Origin of the sequence: Enterobacter cloacae complex sp. IR5412 (genome assembly GCF_049237385.1) — a bacterium.
GTDB lineage: Bacteria > Pseudomonadota > Gammaproteobacteria > Enterobacterales > Enterobacteriaceae > Enterobacter > Enterobacter intestinihominis.
This window is the reverse complement of record NZ_JBMKHQ010000005.1, coordinates 72,663-91,000: the sequence shown is the minus strand read 5'-3', so window position 1 is coordinate 91,000 and position 18,338 is coordinate 72,663. Positions and strand designations below refer to the sequence as shown.

The 18,338-nt window shown below is 56.7% G+C and carries 20 protein-coding genes; 9 read left to right on the top strand and 11 right to left on the bottom strand.

The window, feature by feature from the left end:
* Position 1: 1 nt before the first annotated feature.
* Entirely contained in the window at positions 2 to 865 is an 864-nt protein-coding gene (gene rsmI / locus ACOTX2_RS11000) for a 16S rRNA (cytidine(1402)-2'-O)-methyltransferase (RefSeq protein WP_063147848.1), read from the bottom strand.
* 61 nt (positions 866 to 926) lie between these two features.
* Between rsmI and ACOTX2_RS10995 the strand changes: the two genes are divergently transcribed.
* Genes ACOTX2_RS10995 through dolP form a run of 4 tightly spaced genes read left to right on the top strand, consistent with a single transcriptional unit; the run spans position 927 to position 4,615 of the window.
* Complete coding sequence (locus ACOTX2_RS10995; protein ID WP_058677042.1) at positions 927 to 3,065, top strand: penicillin-binding protein activator; 2,139 nt, start codon at positions 927 to 929, stop codon at positions 3,063 to 3,065.
* Positions 3,023 to 3,418: a YraN family protein gene (locus ACOTX2_RS10990; protein ID WP_022649504.1), complete on the top strand. Its 396-nt coding sequence runs from the start codon at positions 3,023 to 3,025 to the stop codon at positions 3,416 to 3,418. The genes ACOTX2_RS10995 and ACOTX2_RS10990 overlap by 43 nt, the downstream gene beginning before the upstream one ends.
* 21 nt (positions 3,419 to 3,439) lie before the next feature.
* Positions 3,440 to 4,030: a DnaA initiator-associating protein DiaA gene (gene diaA / locus ACOTX2_RS10985; RefSeq protein WP_003861754.1), complete on the top strand. Its 591-nt coding sequence runs from the start codon at positions 3,440 to 3,442 to the stop codon at positions 4,028 to 4,030.
* Between the two features lie 9 nt (positions 4,031 to 4,039).
* Positions 4,040 to 4,615: a division/outer membrane stress-associated lipid-binding lipoprotein gene (gene dolP / locus ACOTX2_RS10980; protein ID WP_022649505.1), complete on the top strand. Its 576-nt coding sequence runs from the start codon at positions 4,040 to 4,042 to the stop codon at positions 4,613 to 4,615.
* 50 nt (positions 4,616 to 4,665) lie between these two features.
* Here dolP and ACOTX2_RS10975 read toward each other — a convergent pair whose 3' ends face one another.
* Together ACOTX2_RS10975 and ACOTX2_RS10970 are read right to left on the bottom strand one after the other, a co-directional pair.
* Positions 4,666 to 5,703 (bottom strand): permease, encoded by a 1,038-nt coding sequence (locus ACOTX2_RS10975; RefSeq protein ID WP_023307055.1) that lies wholly within the window; start codon positions 5,701 to 5,703, stop codon positions 4,666 to 4,668.
* Between the two features lie 40 nt (positions 5,704 to 5,743).
* Positions 5,744 to 6,388, bottom strand: a complete 645-nt coding sequence (locus ACOTX2_RS10970; protein ID WP_022649507.1) for an NAD(P)H-binding protein — start codon at positions 6,386 to 6,388, stop codon at positions 5,744 to 5,746.
* Between the two features lie 128 nt (positions 6,389 to 6,516).
* Here ACOTX2_RS10970 and ACOTX2_RS10965 point away from each other — a divergent pair, with 128 nt between their 5' ends.
* Complete coding sequence (locus ACOTX2_RS10965) at positions 6,517 to 7,035, top strand: type 1 glutamine amidotransferase domain-containing protein (protein WP_015571965.1); 519 nt, start codon at positions 6,517 to 6,519, stop codon at positions 7,033 to 7,035.
* Here the strand turns inward: ACOTX2_RS10965 and ACOTX2_RS10960 are convergent.
* Positions 7,015 to 7,449 (bottom strand): YhbP family protein, encoded by a 435-nt coding sequence (locus ACOTX2_RS10960; RefSeq protein WP_022649508.1) that lies wholly within the window; start codon positions 7,447 to 7,449, stop codon positions 7,015 to 7,017. The genes ACOTX2_RS10965 and ACOTX2_RS10960 overlap by 21 nt on opposite strands.
* Positions 7,450 to 7,463: 14 nt before the next feature.
* Between ACOTX2_RS10960 and ACOTX2_RS10955 the strand changes: the two genes are divergently transcribed.
* Positions 7,464 to 7,793: a GIY-YIG nuclease family protein gene (locus tag ACOTX2_RS10955; protein ID WP_003861768.1), complete on the top strand. Its 330-nt coding sequence runs from the start codon at positions 7,464 to 7,466 to the stop codon at positions 7,791 to 7,793.
* On the opposite strand, the gene ACOTX2_RS10950 is transcribed toward ACOTX2_RS10955, so the two are convergent.
* Entirely contained in the window at positions 7,780 to 8,283 is a 504-nt protein-coding gene (locus tag ACOTX2_RS10950; protein WP_022649509.1) for a GNAT family N-acetyltransferase, read from the bottom strand. The genes ACOTX2_RS10955 and ACOTX2_RS10950 overlap by 14 nt on opposite strands.
* On the bottom strand, positions 8,277 to 8,801 hold the full coding sequence (ubiT, locus tag ACOTX2_RS10945) for a ubiquinone anaerobic biosynthesis accessory factor UbiT (protein ID WP_003861771.1): 525 nt from the start codon (positions 8,799 to 8,801) through the stop codon (positions 8,277 to 8,279). Before ubiT ends, ACOTX2_RS10950 begins: the two co-directional genes overlap by 7 nt.
* Before the next feature lie 221 nt (positions 8,802 to 9,022).
* Between ubiT and ubiU the strand changes: the two genes are divergently transcribed.
* The 3 genes from ubiU to ACOTX2_RS10930 all read left to right on the top strand — a co-directional run bounded on the left by ubiU (position 9,023) and on the right by ACOTX2_RS10930 (position 11,989).
* Positions 9,023 to 10,018, top strand: a complete 996-nt coding sequence (gene ubiU / locus ACOTX2_RS10940; RefSeq protein WP_003861773.1) for a ubiquinone anaerobic biosynthesis protein UbiU — start codon at positions 9,023 to 9,025, stop codon at positions 10,016 to 10,018.
* Between the two features lie 7 nt (positions 10,019 to 10,025).
* Positions 10,026 to 10,904, top strand: coding sequence for a U32 family peptidase (locus ACOTX2_RS10935; protein WP_063147847.1), 879 nt, complete (start codon positions 10,026 to 10,028; stop codon positions 10,902 to 10,904).
* Positions 10,905 to 10,981: 77 nt separating this feature from the next.
* A complete protein-coding gene (locus ACOTX2_RS10930) occupies positions 10,982 to 11,989 on the top strand; it encodes a luciferase-like monooxygenase (protein WP_022649512.1) in 1,008 nt (335 codons plus the stop codon).
* Between the two features lie 84 nt (positions 11,990 to 12,073).
* On the opposite strand, the gene mtr is transcribed toward ACOTX2_RS10930, so the two are convergent.
* The 5 genes from mtr to pnp all read right to left on the bottom strand — a co-directional run.
* Positions 12,074 to 13,318 carry a tryptophan permease gene (mtr, locus tag ACOTX2_RS10925; protein WP_022649513.1) on the bottom strand — a complete coding sequence of 415 codons (1,245 nt, stop codon included), beginning with the start codon at positions 13,316 to 13,318 and terminating at the stop codon, positions 12,074 to 12,076.
* Between the two features lie 142 nt (positions 13,319 to 13,460).
* Positions 13,461 to 15,356 carry a DEAD/DEAH family ATP-dependent RNA helicase gene (locus ACOTX2_RS10920; RefSeq protein WP_022649514.1) on the bottom strand — a complete coding sequence of 632 codons (1,896 nt, stop codon included), beginning with the start codon at positions 15,354 to 15,356 and terminating at the stop codon, positions 13,461 to 13,463.
* On the bottom strand, positions 15,349 to 15,429 hold the full coding sequence (gene yrbN / locus ACOTX2_RS10915; protein ID WP_097397692.1) for a protein YrbN: 81 nt from the start codon (positions 15,427 to 15,429) through the stop codon (positions 15,349 to 15,351). The genes ACOTX2_RS10920 and yrbN overlap by 8 nt, the downstream gene beginning before the upstream one ends.
* Before the next feature lie 107 nt (positions 15,430 to 15,536).
* Positions 15,537 to 16,421: a lipoprotein NlpI gene (nlpI, locus tag ACOTX2_RS10910; RefSeq protein WP_003861782.1), complete on the bottom strand. Its 885-nt coding sequence runs from the start codon at positions 16,419 to 16,421 to the stop codon at positions 15,537 to 15,539.
* A gap of 110 nt (positions 16,422 to 16,531) precedes the next feature.
* The coding region (gene pnp / locus ACOTX2_RS10905) for a polyribonucleotide nucleotidyltransferase (RefSeq protein ID WP_421625915.1) at positions 16,532 to 18,338 on the bottom strand (1,807 nt) is incomplete at its 5' end.

The following is an 18,338-nucleotide window of genomic DNA, read 5'->3' as shown; positions in this document are numbered from 1 at the left end:
CTTACTCCCCCTGCTGCTCCAGCGCATATTTATACAGCGCATTTTTCTTCACGCCGTGGATCTCCGCCGCCAGCGCCGCCGCTTTTTTCAGGGGCAGTTCAGCCTGTAGCAGGGTCAGCGTACGCAGCGCATCGGCAGGCAGGGCGTCTTCCTGCGCTTTATGCCCTTCGACAATCAGCACCATTTCGCCCTTGCGGCGGTTCTCATCCTCTTTCACCCACGCCAGCAGTTCGCCAACCGGCGCGCCGTGAATGGTTTCCCAGGTTTTGGTCAGCTCGCGCGCCAGCACCACGTAGCGGGTTTCGCCCCAGACGGTAACCATATCCTCCAGGCTTTCCAGCAGGCGGTGGGTTGATTCGTAAAAAATCAGGGTACGCGGCTCTGCTTCCAGATCCTTTAACACGTCGCGACGGCCTTTGGATTTAGCAGGCAGGAAACCTTCGTAGCAGAAACGATCGGACGGCAGGCCCGCCGCACTTAATGCGGCAATAGCAGCACACGGCCCCGGCAGCGGCACAACGCGTATCCCTGCTTCACGGCAGGTGCGCACCAGATGGTAGCCCGGATCGTTGATAAGCGGCGTACCCGCATCGGAGACCAGCGCGATGTTCTGCCCTTCTTTCAGCTTCGCCACCAGCGTTTCGGCTTTTTGTTGCTCATTGTGATCGTGCAGGGCAAACAGACGGGCGTTAATGGCAAAGTGCTGCAGCAGTAAACCGGTATGACGGGTGTCTTCAGCAGCAATTAAATCAACAGCTTGCAATACAGTGAGTGCACGTTGGGTAATATCAGACAAATTCCCGATAGGAGTAGGTACAATATAAAGCTGGCCTTGAGAATTATCTGCCGTTTCGTGTTGTTTCATTGTTTCGTCCGTATTGCCGATTTAATATTGAGCATTGCGTAAAAAAATCACTGGATACAGTATGGTACCGTTAACGTTTCTTCGTAAAAAAGCCGCGCACAGCGTGCCCCTCCTGCTGGCAGCCCTGATCTTTACAGGCTGCGGCACCCAGGCACCTGACCAGAGCACTGCTCATATGCAGGGATCCGCTCAGGCTGATTCTGGCTTTTATCTGCAACAAATGTCGCAGAGTTCAAATGATACCAGGATCAACTGGCAATTACTCGCCATTCGTGCACTGCTGAAGGAAGGAAAAACCCAGCAGGCTGCCGAGCTGTTCAGCCAGCTGCCGCAGGATCTTAACGACGATCAGCGCCATGAGCAGACGCTGCTGTCGGCAGAACTGAAGGTCGCGCAGAAAGATTTCGACGGCGCGAAGAAGATCCTCGGCACTATCGAACTGAGCGCGCTGGATAAGAATCAGCAGGCCCGTTTCTGGCAGGCCGGTATCACCGCTGAGCAGGGTCGCCCCTCCCTGACGCTTCTCCGCGCGCTGATTGCCCAGGAGCCTCTGCTCGCGGGTGCGGACAAGCAGAAAAATATTGACGCAACCTGGCAGGCACTCGCCTCCATGACCCAGGATCAGGCCAGAGCGCTGGTGATCAACGCCGATGAAAATGTCCTGCAAGGCTGGCTGGATCTGCAACAGATGTGGTTCAACAACCGCAGCGATCCGAACATGCTGAAAGCCGGCATTACCGACTGGCAAAAGCGCTACCCGCAAAACCCGGGAGCAAAAATGCTGCCAACGCAGCTGGTGAACGTGCAAAACTTTAAGCCCGCCTCCACCAGCAAAATCGCCCTGCTGCTGCCGTTAAACGGCCAGGCAGCGGTGTTTGGCCGCGCCATTCAGCAAGGTTTTGAAGCCGCGAAAAACGGCACTACCGCCGTCACCGGCAGCGCCGTTCCGGCGCAGGCAGCACAGGCGGCGAATGTGAATGACGTCGTCAGTCCGTCAGCCGCCGAAACCAGCGACCTGACCACCGCGCAAACCCCTGCCCAGGGCACCATGCAGAATCCGGTTACCGCCCCAACGACGCAACCCGCTACCTCAGCGCCTGCGGCAACACAGGCCCCGGCTGAAACCCCGGCGCCCGCGACGGCAGAACAACCTCAGCCGCAAACCGCGCAGCCGGAACAGCAGCTAGCAGCCCAGCCGCAGGCTGTGGCCACCACCAGCGCTAACCCTGGTGCAGAGTTGAAAATCTACGACACCAGCGCCCAGCCGCTTGACCAGGTGCTGGCGCAGGTTCAGCAGGACGGGGCCAGCATCGTTGTCGGCCCGCTGTTGAAAAACAACGTGGAAGCGCTGATGAAGAGCAACACCACGCTGAACGTGCTGGCGCTTAACCAGCCTGAGCAGGTTCAGAACCGCGCCAATATCTGTTACTTCGCCCTCTCTCCGGAGGATGAAGCCCGCGATGCGGCCCGTCATATTCACGAGCAGGGCAAACAGGCGCCGCTGCTGCTGATCCCACGCAGCACGCTGGGCGACCGCGTTGCCAACGCCTTTGCGCAAGAGTGGCAGACCCTTGGCGGTGGCGTGGTGTTGCAGCAGAAATTTGGCTCAGCTTCCGAACTGAGAGCGGGCGTGAACGGCGGGGCAGGTATTGCCCTCAACGGTAGCCCGGTATCCGCCAGCCTGCCGCAGCAGCAGAGCGTCACCATCGGCGGTCTGACGATCCCGGCCCCCCCTACCGACGCGCAAATCAGCGGCGGCGGTAAAGTGGATTCGGCGTACATCGTCGCTACGCCGGAAGAGATCGCCTTTATCAAACCAATGATCGCCATGCGTAACGGCAGCCAGAGCGGCGCAACGCTCTACGCCAGCTCACGCAGCGCACAGGGTACCGCAGGCCCGGATTTCCGTCTGGAAATGGAAGGACTGCAATACAGCGAGATCCCTATGCTGGCAGGCAGCAACCCGCAGTTGATGCAGCAGGCGCTGGGCGCGGTGCGCAATGATTATTCCCTGGCGCGTCTGTACGCGATGGGCGTCGATGCCTGGGCGCTGGCAAACCACTTTACCCAGATGCGCCAGGTACCGGGCTTTGAGCTTAACGGGAATACCGGCGATCTGACCGCCGATCAGGATTGTGTGATTAACAGGAAGTTATCATGGCTCAAATACCAGCAGGGGCAGATCGTCCCGGCCAGTTAAGCCGCAAAGAGACCGGCGACGCGTGGGAGCTAAAAGCGCGCCGCTGGCTTGAAGGCAAAGGACTGCGCTTTGTCGCCGCCAACGTTCGCGGGCGCGGCGGCGAGATTGACCTGATTATGAAAGACGGTCAAACCATCGTGTTTGTTGAAGTACGCTACCGACAGTCGTCCCGTTTTGGCGGTGCTGCCGCCAGCGTGACGCTCGCCAAACAACAAAAATTATTACAGACTGCCCACTTGTGGCTTGCCCGCCATAATGGGAGTTTTGATACTGTGGATTGCCGTTTCGATGTGGTAGCCTTCACCGGAAATGCAATCGACTGGCTTAAAAACGCGTTTGGCGAAGACGCATAAATAAGATTTTAAAGGGATACCGTGCTCGAACGAATAAAAGTGTGCTTCACAGAAAGCATTCAAACGCAGATTGCCGCAGCGGAAGCCCTTCCGGACGCGATCTCGCGTGCAGCGATGACGCTGGTTCAGTCGCTGCTCAACGGCAACAAAATCCTCTGTTGTGGCAATGGCACGTCCGCCGCCAACGCACAGCATTTTGCTGCCAGCATGATCAATCGCTTCGAAACCGAGCGACCGAGTTTACCTGCCATTGCACTAAACACCGATAACGTGGTCTTAACTGCGATTGCCAACGATCGTCTGCATGACGAAATTTACGCCAAGCAGGTGCGCGCCTTAGGCCATGCCGGAGACGTGTTGCTGGCGATCTCCACGCGCGGTAACAGCCGGGATATCGTTAAGGCGGTTGAAGCGGCAGTAACCCGAGACATGACGATTGTCGCCCTGACCGGTTACGACGGCGGTGAGCTGGCTGGCCTGCTGGGGCCGCAGGATGTGGAGATCCGCATTCCTTCGCACCGTAGCGCCCGCATCCAGGAGATGCATATGCTCACGGTGAACTGCTTATGCGATCTGATCGATAACACGCTTTTCCCTCACCAGGATGATTAAGGAGTTCTCATGAAGGTTTTATCGGCCCTTGCAGTCGTGATGTCTGCATTACTGCTTCAGGGATGCATCGCTGCCGCTGTAGTCGGTACCGCAGCGGTCGGCACCAAAGCAGCGACCGATCCGCGTACCGTTGGGACGCAGGTGGATGACGGTACGCTTGAGCTGCGCGTAAACAGTGCGCTGTCGAAAGACGAACAGATCAAGAAGGAAGCACGCATTAACGTGACGGCTTATCAGGGCAAAGTTCTGCTGGCAGGCCAGGCGCCAACCCCTGAACTCGCCTCGCGCGCCAAACAGATCGCGATGGGCGTAGAAGGTACGGCGGAAGTGTTTAACGAGATCCGCCAGGGCCAGCCGATTGGTCTCGGCACCGCGTCATCTGATACCTGGATCACCACCAAAGTGCGTTCCCAGCTGCTGGGTACCGACCAGGTGAAATCCTCAAACGTGAAAGTAACCACTGAGAACGGCGAAGTGTTCCTGCTGGGCCTGGTGACAGAACGTGAAGGGAAAGCGGCGGCGGATATCGCCAGCCGGGTGAGCGGCGTGAAGCACGTCACCACCGCCTTTACTTATATCAAGTAATTCACACCTGACTGTAAGCCCGGTAAGCGCCAGCGCCACCGGGCTTTCTTTCACACCAGCGCCATACTCCCCACAATCACTCCGCTCAACGCCACCAGCCCCGCCGTCAGCCACAGCGCTTTCGCCGGGAATGACTTACGCAGCATGATCAGCGACGGCAGGCTCACCGCCGGCAGCGTGATGAGCAGCGCCAGCGCCGGTGCGGTACCCATGCCAGCCATCATCATGGTCTGAATAATCGGGATCTCCGCCGCGGTTGGGATCACAAACAGGCAACCGGCCACCGCCATCGCAATCACCCACATCAGCGTGTTGTCGATAGCGCCATCCGCATGCGGGAACAGCCAGACGCGCGCCGCCCCGAGCACCAGTACGGCCAGGATATAGACCGGGATTGTGCTCCAGAAAAGCTGCCACAGCGCTTTGCCCCAGCGAGCTAAGAAACTGCCCTGCGGATCGCTGAGGTCCAGCTCAACGGAGGCAGGCCCGGCCTCGTTGTCTTTCACCAGGTGCTGCACTAGCGTAGCGACAAGCACCACCGTCAGCAGGCCAGCCGCCAGACGGATAAACGCGAAATGCCAGCCGAGAACGAAGCCCATAAACACCAGCGTTGCCGGGTTCAGCAGGGGGTTACCCATCCAGAAGGCAAGCGCACCGCCCATCGACACGCGCTGTCGGCGCATACCCGCCGCCACCGGTGCAGCGCAGCAGGAGCACATCATGCCCGGCAGGGAGAAAATCGTTCCCAGCAGCGTGCCCTGCAAGCGCGGTTGTCCCAGGGTTTTTATCAGCCAGTTACGCGGGATAAGTACCTGAATCAGCGAGCCCAGCAATACGCCCAATACCGCCGCTTTCCAGACGGCAAGAAAATAGACCATTGCGTAATCCCACGCCGCGCGAAGCGGGCTGGAATCGGCCTGCGCGAGAATCGATTTACCGATGCTGTGGGTGTCGGCGGCGGTGAAGGCTTTACCGTAGTACGGCTGCCATTTCACATACCAGAGGCCAATGATGACCACGAGAAAGAAGAGTGCGGGCTTCCACCACTGAACAGGTGTTGCCGCCTGAGATGAAGACTGACCAGTCATACCATTCCCCGGAAGGTGTTATTTAATAAGCCGGGGAAGTTTACGCCTCGCCCTGCGCGATTTCACGCAGTTTTGCCGAAGGGATAATATTAACCCCCTCTTGCGACGGAGCCAGTGCCTCTTTCAGCATCGCCTGCGCGACATCCCGCGCCTCGATGGACTTCCAGTTACCGGGCAGGATGCGAAACAGCGGAGCGAAAAAAGACTCGTTAAAACGCCGTTCGTCGCGGTGGCCCATCAGCATGGAAGGCCGCACGATGGTCAGGCGCTCCCATTGCTGCGCGATTAACGCCTCTTCCATTTTGCCCTTCACCTGGTTGTAAAAAAACGGCGAGCCTGCGTTCGCGCCGTGCGCGCTGACCACCAGGAAATGCTTAGCACCCAGCTTCTTGGCCGTCAGGGCGGTATCTACCACCAGCGTGTAATCTGCATGGACAAAGGCTTCTTTACTGCCCGCTTCCCGTCGGGTGGTGCCAAGGCAGCAAAAGGCGATATCAATGGGATCCTGCACCTGCGCCAGCGCGTCGGTAAGCTGGGGATCGTGCGGGTTATAGACGCCGGTGATATCCAACAGCGGGCGACGCGTCGGGGCGGCGATATAGTTGATATGCCGATCCTGGATCAGCAGCCGCAGCAGATGTCCACCCACCAGCCCGGTTGCGCCGGTAATCAGTACCTGACTCATCTTGTCCCCTTTACAGAATTGTCCGTTTGCGATCTGGGCCTGCTCTACCACACTTAAAAGTCTGTTACCGGTAAGTATTTACCACAAACGGGAAAAAAACAGTCTGAAGCGAAAACAACGGAGGAAGCATGGGTAAAAAAATCGCAGTCTTGATTACCGACGAGTTTGAAGATTCAGAATTTACGTCGCCAGCAGAGGCATTCCGCAAGGCGGGCCACGAGGTGGTCACCATCGAAAAAGAAGCGGGTAAAACCGTGAAGGGCCACAAGGGTGAAGCCAGCGTGACCATTGACGAATCCATTGATAACGTCAGCCCGTCGGATTTCGACGCCCTGCTGTTACCGGGCGGCCATTCACCGGATTCCCTGCGCGGGGACGAGCGTTTCGTCACCTTTACCCGTGACTTCGTCGGCACCGGTAAACCGGTGTTTGCCATTTGCCACGGCCCGCAGCTGCTGATCAGCGCCGAGGTGGTACGCGGGCGTAAGCTCACCGCGGTGAAACCGATCGTTATCGATCTGAAAAACGCCGGTGCCGAGTTCTACGATCAGGAAGTGGTGAACGATAACGATCAGCTGATCACCAGCCGTACGCCGGACGATCTTCCAGCGTTTAACCGCGAAGCGCTACGCCTGCTCGGTGCGTAACCAGTGCAGCTTCTTGCCAAAGCCCAGGGTGTTGTCGGTAAATTTCAGCTCATCGAGGCGGATTTCCCACACCGGGGCTTTTAGCGCTGCGGCCACCGGGAAGCGGCGCGTATAGCGTTTACGCTGGGCGTCGCTTTCCTCACCTTCCAGGCGACGAATTTCGCCTTTGAACTGGACCCCGCGGATCAGCGCAACGGTTTTAGGCTGACCATTTACCGTGCCCGCCACTTTTGCCTGTTGGCCCGTCATCTGCGCATGCCGCGTTTTGTCTTCGCTCATCACGTAAAAGGCCACGCGCTCGGGATCGTAGTAATAAAAGGCATTTGCGCACCACATCTCCTCGTCTTTACAGACGCACCAGGTCACAACATGCTGCTTTGCCAGCCAGCGGTTAATGGCGGCCAGTGTTTCCATTTTCGCTCTCTCTCATGCTATGGTGCGTTCACCTTAACATACTGAATCTGTTTACCGTGTGCTGGTTTCTCTATCTTGTCCGAACCGCTGATAACGCACTCTACACCGGGATCACTACCGATGTGGCACGGCGTTTTTTACAACATCAAACGGGAAAAGGGGCGAAAGCACTGCGGGGGAAAGGTGAACTTCAGCTGGCGTTTTCAGCCGCCGTGGGCGACAGATCCCTGGCGCTCAGGCTGGAATACCGCATCAAGCAGCTGACGAAGCGCCAGAAAGAGCGTCTCGTCAACGGGGACGGCTCTTTCGAGGCGCTACGCGAAAGCCTGCTTAAAAACGATTGAAATGATCGTGGTACTCCACCAGACCGGTAACCCCATCGAGCGAATCGTCCGCCAGAGGATGTACCAGGAAAGATGTTTCCGTGCCTGGCCAGTGGCAGCGCAGATCGTATCTGGACGCTGGCTCAAAGCCTAAACGCTCGTAGAACGCCGGATCGCCCAGAACGACGACAGCGGCATAGCCGAATTCATTCAGGGAATCCAGCCCTTCATAGACCAGCTGGCGTGCCAGGCCCTGTCCACGGTAGTTTTCATCCACCGCCAGCGGCGCCATTCCGACCCACTGCAACTCTTCACCCTGCACAATCACCGGGCTGAACGCCACGTAGCCGACTACCTGCCCTTCATCGTCGGTGGCAACCAGGCCCAGCGTAATCAGGCCATCTTCGCGAAGATCGTGAACCAGTTGAGCTTCGGCGTCGCCTGCAAAAGAGCGGCGTAACAACGCATCGATACCCGGCGCATCAATCCCAATTTCGACTCGAATCAGCATGGTTCACCTACTGAAGTGTGTTTACTGTCCGGCGGGGTTTTTAGCCCGGCCTCAACGAAATCTGCCATTTGCATCAACATCATACGCAGTGCTTTCGGCATCTGCTCCAGCTCAATGGCATCCATTAAATTTTTGACGTACAGACCGAGCTCCGTGTCGCCTTCAATCACCAGACGACGCTGGAAGAAAAGGGTGTCCGGATCCTGTTTGCGCGCGGCGATCATCAGCAGATCGCTGGCATCCGCGCTAAAGCTGACATCCGCCTCGGCGGTTTCACGGACGATAAGCCGATCGTTCTCTACGGAAGTAAACCAGCGCAACCCGATATCGCGTACTTCAATCTTTAACCAGCGGCCTTCCAGAAACTCAAGCTCACCGTCCTGTAGCGCCTGGCGGAACTGCCAGCTCAGTACCTGTTCCAGCACCTGGCGTTTAAGCGCGAACGGCGCCAGTTTTACCGGCACGCTCAGCATTGATGGACCGAATTGTACGAGACGTGAACGCAGTTTATCCAGCACGAGCTTTACTCCCTGATAGCTATAATCCTGCTATTTTGCCATATCCCGACAAGAAGATAGCGGCGTAAATCAACAAACCGTTGTCCGGTATACCTCATTATTGGTGCCATCAATACGCCATTAGCTGCCTTAAATCAAAAATTGTCGCGTATGGGTTAATTAAAATCCCAGCTCGTTAACATTTTTTACGATCCCTGCGATCGACAACATCGGGATAAATTATGGAGCTGCTCTGCCCTGCCGGAAACCTTCCGGCGCTTAAGGCGGCCATCGAAAATGGGGCCGATGCGGTCTATATCGGGCTGAAAGATGATACCAACGCCCGCCATTTTGCGGGTCTTAACTTTACGGAGAAAAAGCTTCAGGAAGCCGTTAACTTCGTTCACCAGCACCGGCGCAAACTGCACATCGCCATCAATACCTTTGCCCATCCTGATGGCTATGCCCGCTGGCAGCGCGCCGTGGATATGGCGGCCCAGCTGGGCGCAGATGCGCTGATCCTGGCTGACCTCGCCATGCTTGAGTATGCGGCAGAACGTTATCCGCATATTGAGCGCCACGTCTCTGTTCAGGCATCGGCCACCAATGAAGAGGCCGTGCGTTTTTATCATCGACACTTTGACGTAGCCCGCGTGGTGCTGCCGCGCGTGCTCTCTATTCATCAGGTTAAGCAACTGGCGCGCGTCACGCCAGTGCCGCTGGAGGTTTTTGCCTTCGGCAGCCTGTGCATCATGGCCGAAGGCCGCTGCTATCTTTCTTCCTATCTCACCGGGGAATCGCCAAATACCGTCGGTGCCTGCTCGCCTGCCCGCTTCGTTCGCTGGCAGCAAACGCCGCAGGGGCTGGAGTCGCGCCTGAATGATGTGTTAATCGACCGCTATCAGGACGGTGAAAACGCGGGCTACCCGACGCTGTGCAAAGGCCGCTATCTGGTGGACGGCGAGCGCTACCACGCGCTGGAGGAGCCCACCAGCCTCAACACGCTGGAGCTGCTGCCGGAACTGCTGGCCGCCAACATTGCCTCGGTGAAAATCGAAGGCCGCCAGCGTAGCCCGGCCTACGTGAGCCAGGTGGCGAAGGTGTGGCGTCAGGCCATCGACCGCTGCATGGCGGACCCGCAAAACTACGCCCCGCAGGCGGCCTGGATGGAGACGCTCGGCGCGATGTCCGAAGGCACGCAAACCACGCTCGGCGCGTATCACCGTAAATGGCAGTGAGATAATCATGAAATATTCATTAGGGCCGGTGCTTTACTACTGGCCAAAAGAGACGCTGGAAGATTTTTACCAGCAGGCGGCTAACAGCAGCGCCGATGTGATTTACCTCGGCGAAGCGGTGTGCAGCAAGCGCCGCGCCACCAAAGTGGGCGACTGGCTGGATATGGCGAAAAGCCTGGCCGCCAGCGGCAAGCAGGTGGTGCTCTCGACGCTGGCGCTGGTGCAGGCGTCCTCTGAACTGGGCGAGCTGAAGCGCTACGTCGAAAACGGTGAGTTCCTGCTGGAGGCGAGCGACCTGGGCGTGGTGAACATGTGCGCCGAGCGTAAGCTGCCGTTTGTCGCCGGACATGCGCTGAACTGCTATAACGCGGTGACCTTGCGCCTGCTGCTCAAACAGGGGATGATACGCTGGTGCATGCCGGTTGAGCTCTCCCGCGACTGGCTGGTCAACCTGCTAAATCAGTGTGACGAGCTGGGCATTCGCAATCAGTTTGAAGTCGAAGTGCTGAGCTACGGCCATCTGCCGCTGGCCTACTCTGCCCGCTGCTTCACCGCGCGTTCCGAAGATCGCCCGAAAGACGAGTGTGAAACCTGCTGCATTAAGTACCCGAACGGACGCAGCATGCTGTCGCAGGAGAATCAGCAGGTGTTTGTCCTCAACGGCATTCAGACTATGAGCGGTTACGTCTATAACCTCGGCAACGAGCTGGCGTCAATGCATGGGCTGGTGGATATGGTGCGTCTTTCGCCGCTCGATACCGACGTGTTCGCCATGCTGGACGCCTTCCGTGCCAACGAAAACGGCGCCTCGCCGCTGCCGCTGACGGCAAACAGCGACTGCAACGGTTACTGGAAACGTCTCGCCGGGCTGGAATTGCAGGGGTAAAAAAGCTCACTTTGTTAACAACGGTTATCATTTTTTAATGCAGTATTAAAGATTGACCGTCGACAAAGTGAGCTGTTATGACTGACAAAACCATTCCGTTTTCGGTGCTGGATCTGGCACCGATTCCACAAGGCTCCTCGGCAAGAGAAGCCTTTTCGCACTCTCTGGATCTGGCTCAGCTTGCCGAAAAACGTGGCTATCACCGCTACTGGCTGGCGGAGCACCATAATATGGTGGGCATCGCCAGCGCCGCCACCTCAGTACTGATTGGCTATCTGGCGGCGAATACCACTACTTTGCACCTTGGCTCCGGTGGCGTGATGCTGCCGAACCATGCCCCGCTGGTGATTGCCGAGCAGTTTGGCACCCTGAATACACTCTACCCCGGTCGCATTGATTTGGGTCTTGGCCGCGCGCCGGGCAGCGACCAGCCGACCATGCGCGCCCTGCGTCGCCATATGAGCGGCGATATCGACAACTTCCCGCGTGATGTAGCGGAGCTGGTAGACTGGTTCGATGCGAGCGATCCTAACCCGCACGTGCGCCCGGTGCCGGGCTACGGCGAGAAAATCCCGGTGTGGCTGTTAGGCTCAAGTCTGTACAGCGCACAGCTTGCCGCACAGCTGGGGCTGCCGTTCGCGTTCGCTTCCCACTTCGCACCGGATATGCTGCATCAGGCTCTGCATCTCTACCGCACAAACTTCAAGCCTTCCGAGCGTCTTGAGAAGCCGTATGCGATGGTGTGCATCAATATCATTGCCGCCGACAGCAACCGCGACGCGGAATTCCTGTTTACCTCCATGCAGCAGGCGTTTGTGAAGCTGCGTCGCGGCGAGACGGGCCAGTTGCCACCACCGGTAGAAAATATGCATCAGCTGTGGTCGGCCTCCGAGCAGTATGGCGTGCAGCAGGCCCTGAGCATGTCGCTGGTGGGTGATAAGGCGAAGGTGCGTCACGGTCTGGAGGCAGTGCTACGAGAAACGCAGGCGGATGAAATTATGGTCAACGGCCAGATTTTCGATCATCAGGCGCGTTTGCATTCATTTGATCTGGCGATGCAGGTGAAAGAGGAGTTGGTGGGGTAGTTTTTTGCCGGATGGCGGCTTCGCCTTATCCGGCCTACGCGATCCCTGTAGGCCCGGTAAGCGTAGCGCCACCGGGCTTTCTGTTTACTGATACACAGGCAACAGATTAAAACTCGACAGCATGTGCACCACCGCATTGCCGAGACCAAATACCAGGATCAGCGCAATCATCGGTTTTCCGCCCCAGACGCGGAATTTCGGGCTGCCGAAGCGCTTACGTGATTTACGCGCCAGCAGCGCCGGTACAATCGCCGCCCAGATGGTAGCCGCCAGTCCTGCATAGCCGATGGCGTACAGGAAACCGTTCGGCCACAGCAGGCCGCCCACAATCGGCGGCAGGAAGGTTAACAGCGCCGTTTTGAAGCGCCCCATCGCAGAGTCATCAAAACCAAACAGATCTGCCAGGTAGTCAAACAGGCCCAGCGTCACGCCGAGAAATGAGCTCGCCACCGCAAAGTTAGAGAAGACCACCAGAAGCAGATCCAGACTGCGGCTGTTCAGCACGCCACTCAGCGCCTGTACCAGCACATCAATGTTACCGCCCTTCTGCGCAATGCCGATAAATTCCGGACGCGGGATGTTACCCATCGTCCCCAGCAGCCAGATCACATACAGCCCCAGCGCCAGCAGCGTGCCGTAAATCAGGCATTTCACGATGGTGCGCGGATCCTTGCCGTAGTACTTCATCAGGCTCGGTACGTTGCCGTGGTAGCCGAACGACGCCAGACAGAATGGCAACGTCATAAGCAGGTATGGCGTGTAGGAGGTGTTCACTTCCGCAACGTTAAACAGCGTGGCCGGCGTGACGTGCCCCAGCAGGCTGCCGAAGGTCAGGAAGAAGGTGATGACCTTGGCGCCCAACACGATCGCCGTCATGCGGCTGACCGCTTTGGTACTCATCCAGACGATAAACGCCACGCCCAGCGCGAAGCAGAGACCCGCCAGACGCGCCGGAACGTTCAGCGACATCTCGGAGAAGGTGTGATGCAGAATCGATCCGCTCGCTGAAATGTACGCGTAGGTCAGGATATAGAGTACAAACGCGATGGACAACCCGTTCACCATGTTCCAGCCTTTGCCCAGCAGATCTCGGGTGATGGTGTCGAAGCTGGAGCCAATGCGGTAGTTCAGGTTTGCTTCAAGGATCATCAGCCCGGAATGGAGCATGCAGAACCAGGTGAAAACCAGCGCCGCCAGCGACCAGAAGAACCACGCACCGGACATAACCACTGGCAGGGAGAACATCCCGGCACCAATAATGGTTCCGCCGATGATCACCACGCCGCCAAGCAGCGAAGGTGACGTTTGGGTGGTGGTTAGTGTTGCCATGCGGCCTTATCTCCAGTCAAAAATGTGGTGTGCATTTTAATGTGATGCACTGTACCAGTACAAGAGTACAAAAGGAATAAAAAAAGCCCCGATAACAACTATCGGGGCTGTATATTTTACTTTACGTCAAAAGCGAAAAGGCTTACGCGTCACCGAAACGACGACGGCTGGTGCCTTCTTCGCGGCGTGGGCCACGATTTTCACGGCGCTCGCCGGAGAAACGACGAGGTTCGCCAGTGCGACCTTCGCTACGACCGCCTTCACGACGCTCGCCACCGAAGCTGCGACCACCGCCACGGCGTTCGCCACCGCGGTCAGAGCGAGGCTGTGCATCACCCATCAGTTGCATGTTCATTGGCTTGTTCAGAATGCGGGTGCGAGTAAAGTGCTGCAGTACTTCGCCCGGCATGCCTTTTGGCAGCTCGATCGTTGAGTGTGAACCGAACAGCTTGATGTTACCGATGTAACGGCTGCTGATGTCGCCTTCATTAGCGATCGCGCCAACGATGTGACGAACTTCAACACCATCATCACGGCCCACTTCAATGCGATACAGTTCCATTTCGCCAGCGTCACGACGCTCGCGACGTGGACGGTCTTCACCACCACGCTCTGGACGGTCACCGCGTGGACCACGGTCGTTACGGTCGCCACGACGTTCGAAACGATCGTCACGGTCACGGAACTCACGCTTAGGACGCATCGGTGCATCAGGTGGCACGATCAGGCTACGTTCGCCCTGCGCCATTTTCAGCAGTGCTGCGGCCAGAGTTTCCATATCCAGCTCTTCGCCTTCAGCGACAGGCTGGATCTGGGACAGCAGCGCACGGTACTGATCCAGATCGCTGCTTTCCAGCTGCTGCTGTACTTTCGCGGCGAATTTTTCCAGACGGCGTTTGCCCAGCAGTTCTGCGTTTGGCAGCTCAGCTTCTGGAATGGTCAGCTTCATGGTGCGTTCAATGTTACGCAGCAGACGACGCTCGCGGTTCTCAACGAACAGCAGCGCACGGCCCGCACGACCCGCACGACCGGTACGGCCGATACGGTGAACGTAAGACTCGGAGTCCATTGGGATATCGTAGTTTACAACCAGGCTGATACGCTCAACGTCCAGACCACGTGCTGCCACGTCGGTTGCAATCAGGATATCCAGACGACCGTCTTTCAGACGCTCCAGAGTCTGCTCACGCAGCGCCTGGTTCATGTCGCCGTTCAGCGCTGCGCTGTTATAGCCGCTACGCTCCAGCGCTTCAGCCACTTCCAGGGTCGCGTTTTTGGTACGTACGAAGATAATCGCCGCATCAAAATCTTCCGCTTCCAGGAAACGGACCAGCGCTTCGTTTTTGCGCATGCCGTATACAGACCAGTAGCTCTGGCTGATGTCCGGGCGAGTGGTCACGCTAGACTGAATACGCACTTCCTGCGGCTCTTTCATGAAGCGGCGGGTAATGCGACGGATCGCTTCTGGCATGGTTGCAGAGAACAGAGCGGTCTGATGACCTTCCGGGATCTGCGCCATGATGGTTTCAACGTCTTCGATGAAGCCCATACGCAGCATTTCATCTGCTTCATCCAGTACCAGGCCGCTCAGCTTAGAGAGGTCCAGGGTACCGCGCTTCAGGTGATCCAGCAGACGGCCCGGCGTACCGACAACAATCTGTGGGCCCTGGCGCAGGGCGCGTAACTGCACGTCATAACGCTGGCCGCCGTACAGGGCTACCACGTTTACGCCGCGCATATGTTTAGAGAATTCCGTCATTGCTTCAGCAACCTGAACAGCCAGTTCACGGGTTGGAGCCAGGACGAGGATCTGCGGTGCACGCAGGTCCGGATCAATGTTGTTCAGCAGCGGCAGCGAGAATGCTGCGGTTTTACCGCTACCGGTCTGGGCCATGCCCAGCACGTCACGACCAGAAAGCAGGTGTGGGATACACTCAGCCTGGATCGGAGATGGTTTTTCGTAACCCAGATCGTTAAGGGCTTCAAGGATAGGAGCCTTCAGGCCCAGATCTGCAAAAGTGGTTTCGAATTCAGCCATGTAGTACAAGTGCCTCGATATTAATGGCGGCCAGTCTACTTAGCTCATCGTGAAAATGATTAGCAATTTTCATTGAAAAGTGTGAACCGGCTCAAATTAGGTGTATTGACGAACAACAACGCCCTCACCAGTGAAGGTGATGGCAATCAAAAGATTACGGGCTGATGTTTATGTCGTCAGCTATTGCTGGTCCGATTCTGCCAGGTCGTCTTGCTCCTGGCCCAAGAGCGATAATTCCAACAATGCATAACGGTGCTCAACGAAGTTATGTACGTTGTTAGCAACCGCTAATTTGAACAGTGCCGTAGCGCTGTCCATATCCCCCAGACTTAGGTAGTACTTACCTAAATAGAAGTTGGTTTCACTGAGATGCTCAGCGAGCGAGGTGTTATCCGTTGCGTCCGCCTTGAGGCGTTCCATCAGCGTTGCTTCGCTAATGTTGCCCAGGTAGAACTCGACAATGTTCCATCCCCACTGTTCCTTGTCCGATTTCTCGAAGCGCTGTTTCAGTGCTTCTTTGGCCTGCTTCTCATCGAGCTTCTGCTCAACGATGTAAAGCCACAGGCTGCGGAAAGGATCATTAGGATCGTCTTGATAAAACGCCAGCAGATCATCTTGCGCTAACTTATCACGACCGCCGTAATACAATGCGATACCGCGATTCAAGTGCGCGTAGTTGTAAGTTGGATCAAGCTCAAGTACAGAATCAAACGCTTCATAGGCAGCATCAAAATTGCCTGCCTGCGTTAAATAAATGCCTAAGTAATTGAATACTTCAGGCATATCAGGTCGAATTGCCAGCGCTTGTGAAAAATCATTTCGCGCTAATGCCCTCAGACCGAGACTATCATACAACACTCCGCGCTCATATAAAAGCTGTGCGCGTTCGTCATCGGTTAAAGCCCGACTGGCAAGTATTTGTTCCATGCGTGCCAGAATCACTTCCTGCTGCAAAGTCGGTTGCAATGGCACTGCGAGGACTTCGCTCTTACGCCAGGCAGAGTTGCTGCATCCTGCCAGCGTTAAAGCTGTCGCAACGAAACACCAGCGCAAAAAAGGCTTCATTTCCCACTCCCGAAGACAACTATTGGATGAACGTCCTGTCCCCCGGCGGCTTAACAAGGCGTCCTGCCTGATAATAAGCCCTCCGCCTGCGCGGAGGGCAAATGGCAACCTTACTCGCCTTGCTGTTCGGCAGCCGGAGCTTCCGGCGCCGCAGCAGGCTGAGACTGCTCGGTTGCTTCTTTAATGCTCAGACGGATACGGCCCTGGCGGTCAACTTCCAGAACTTTCACCGGTACTTCCTGACCCATTTGCAGGTAATCGGTCACTTTCTCAACGCGCTTGTCAGCGATCTGAGAGATATGTACCAGACCTTCTTTACCGCCACCGATGGCAACGAATGCACCAAAGTCAACGATACGGGTCACTTTACCATTGTAGATACGGCCCACTTCGATTTCTGCTGTAATCTCTTCGATACGGCGGATAGCATATTTCGCTTTCTCACCGTCGGTTGCTGCGATTTTCACAGTACCGTCATCTTCGATTTCGATGGTGGTGCCCGTTTCTTCGGTCAGTGCACGGATAACAGAACCGCCCTTACCGATAACATCTTTGATCTTGTCTGGATTGATCTTGATGGTGTGAATACGCGGAGCGAATTCAGAGATATCACCGCGTGGTGCGTTGATAGCCTGTTCCATCACGCCCAGAATGTGCAGACGCGCACCTTTAGCCTGGTTCAGAGCAACCTGCATGATCTCTTTGGTGATACCTTCAATTTTGATATCCATCTGCAGGGCAGAGATACCGTCGCGGGAACCCGCCACTTTGAAGTCCATATCACCCAGGTGATCTTCGTCACCCAGAATGTCAGACAGAACAACGAAGTTGTCGCCTTCTTTCACCAGACCCATTGCGATACCCGCAACGGCGGCTTTGATCGGCACGCCTGCATCCATCAGCGCCAGAGAGGCACCACACACGGAAGCCATGGAAGAAGAACCGTTGGATTCAGTGATTTCAGACACGACACGTACAGTGTACGGGAATTTGTCTGCTTCTGGCATTACTGCCAGCACGCCGCGCTTCGCCAGACGACCGTGACCAATTTCACGACGCTTCGGTGAGCCAACCATACCGGTCTCGCCCACAGAGTACGGAGGGAAGTTGTAGTGGAACAGGAAGCTGTCAGTGCGCTCGCCCATCAGTTCATCGATGTTCTGTGCGTCACGTGCAGTACCCAGGGTAGCGGTAACCAGCGCCTGGGTTTCACCACGGGTGAACAGCGCGGAACCGTGAGTACGTGGCAGCACGCCAGTACGCACATCCAGACCACGGATCATGTCCTTTTCACGGCCATCAATACGCGGCTCGCCTGCCAGTACGCGACTACGAACAACGTTTTTCTCGATAGCGTGCAGGATTTCGCTCAGCTCGTTAGCGTCCAGCGTTTCGTCTTCCGCGATCAGGGTTGCGATGGTTTCATCTTTGATCACGTCAACCTGAGCATAACGCTCCTGTTTGTCTGTAATGCGATATGCATCGCTCAGACGAGATTCTGCCAGTGCAGCTACGCGTGCGTTCAGCGCGTCGTTTACCGCTTCTGGCTGCCAGTCCCAACGTGGTTTACCGGCTTCTTTCACCAGGTCGTTGATGTTCTGGATAACAATCTGCTGCTGGTCGTGGCCGAAGACCACTGCGCCCAGCATCTGGTCTTCACTCAGCAGTTCTGCTTCAGATTCAACCATCAGAACTGCTGCTTCAGTACCGGCAACAACCAGGTCCAGCTTACTCTCTTTCAGCTCTTCCTGAGTTGGGTTCAGCACGTACTGGTCGTTGATGTAACCGACGCGCGCGGCACCGATTGGGCCATTGAATGGGATACCAGACAGTGACAGGGCAGCAGACGCACCGATCATCGCTACGATGTCCGGGTTAACCTGTGGGTTAACGGAAACAACGGTTGCGATAACCTGC

Coding starts and splice junctions, on each gene's coding strand:
- rsmI (WP_063147848.1), bottom strand. CDS start 865: ATGAAACAACACGAAACGGCAGATAATTCTCAAGGCCAGCTTTATATT.
- ACOTX2_RS10995 (WP_058677042.1), top strand. CDS start 927: ATGGTACCGTTAACGTTTCTTCGTAAAAAAGCCGCGCACAGCGTGCCC.
- ACOTX2_RS10990 (WP_022649504.1), top strand. CDS start 3,023: ATGGCTCAAATACCAGCAGGGGCAGATCGTCCCGGCCAGTTAAGCCGC.
- dolP (WP_022649505.1), top strand. CDS start 4,040: ATGAAGGTTTTATCGGCCCTTGCAGTCGTGATGTCTGCATTACTGCTT.
- ACOTX2_RS10975 (WP_023307055.1), bottom strand. CDS start 5,703: ATGACTGGTCAGTCTTCATCTCAGGCGGCAACACCTGTTCAGTGGTGG.
- ACOTX2_RS10970 (WP_022649507.1), bottom strand. CDS start 6,388: ATGAGTCAGGTACTGATTACCGGCGCAACCGGGCTGGTGGGTGGACAT.
- ACOTX2_RS10965 (WP_015571965.1), top strand. CDS start 6,517: ATGGGTAAAAAAATCGCAGTCTTGATTACCGACGAGTTTGAAGATTCA.
- ACOTX2_RS10960 (WP_022649508.1), bottom strand. CDS start 7,449: ATGGAAACACTGGCCGCCATTAACCGCTGGCTGGCAAAGCAGCATGTT.
- ACOTX2_RS10955 (WP_003861768.1), top strand. CDS start 7,464: ATGCTATGGTGCGTTCACCTTAACATACTGAATCTGTTTACCGTGTGC.
- ACOTX2_RS10950 (WP_022649509.1), bottom strand. CDS start 8,283: ATGCTGATTCGAGTCGAAATTGGGATTGATGCGCCGGGTATCGATGCG.
- ubiU (WP_003861773.1), top strand. CDS start 9,023: ATGGAGCTGCTCTGCCCTGCCGGAAACCTTCCGGCGCTTAAGGCGGCC.
- ACOTX2_RS10935 (WP_063147847.1), top strand. CDS start 10,026: ATGAAATATTCATTAGGGCCGGTGCTTTACTACTGGCCAAAAGAGACG.
- ACOTX2_RS10930 (WP_022649512.1), top strand. CDS start 10,982: ATGACTGACAAAACCATTCCGTTTTCGGTGCTGGATCTGGCACCGATT.
- mtr (WP_022649513.1), bottom strand. CDS start 13,318: ATGGCAACACTAACCACCACCCAAACGTCACCTTCGCTGCTTGGCGGC.
- ACOTX2_RS10920 (WP_022649514.1), bottom strand. CDS start 15,356: ATGGCTGAATTCGAAACCACTTTTGCAGATCTGGGCCTGAAGGCTCCT.
- yrbN (WP_097397692.1), bottom strand. CDS start 15,429: ATGAAAATTGCTAATCATTTTCACGATGAGCTAAGTAGACTGGCCGCC.
- nlpI (WP_003861782.1), bottom strand. CDS start 16,421: ATGAAGCCTTTTTTGCGCTGGTGTTTCGTTGCGACAGCTTTAACGCTG.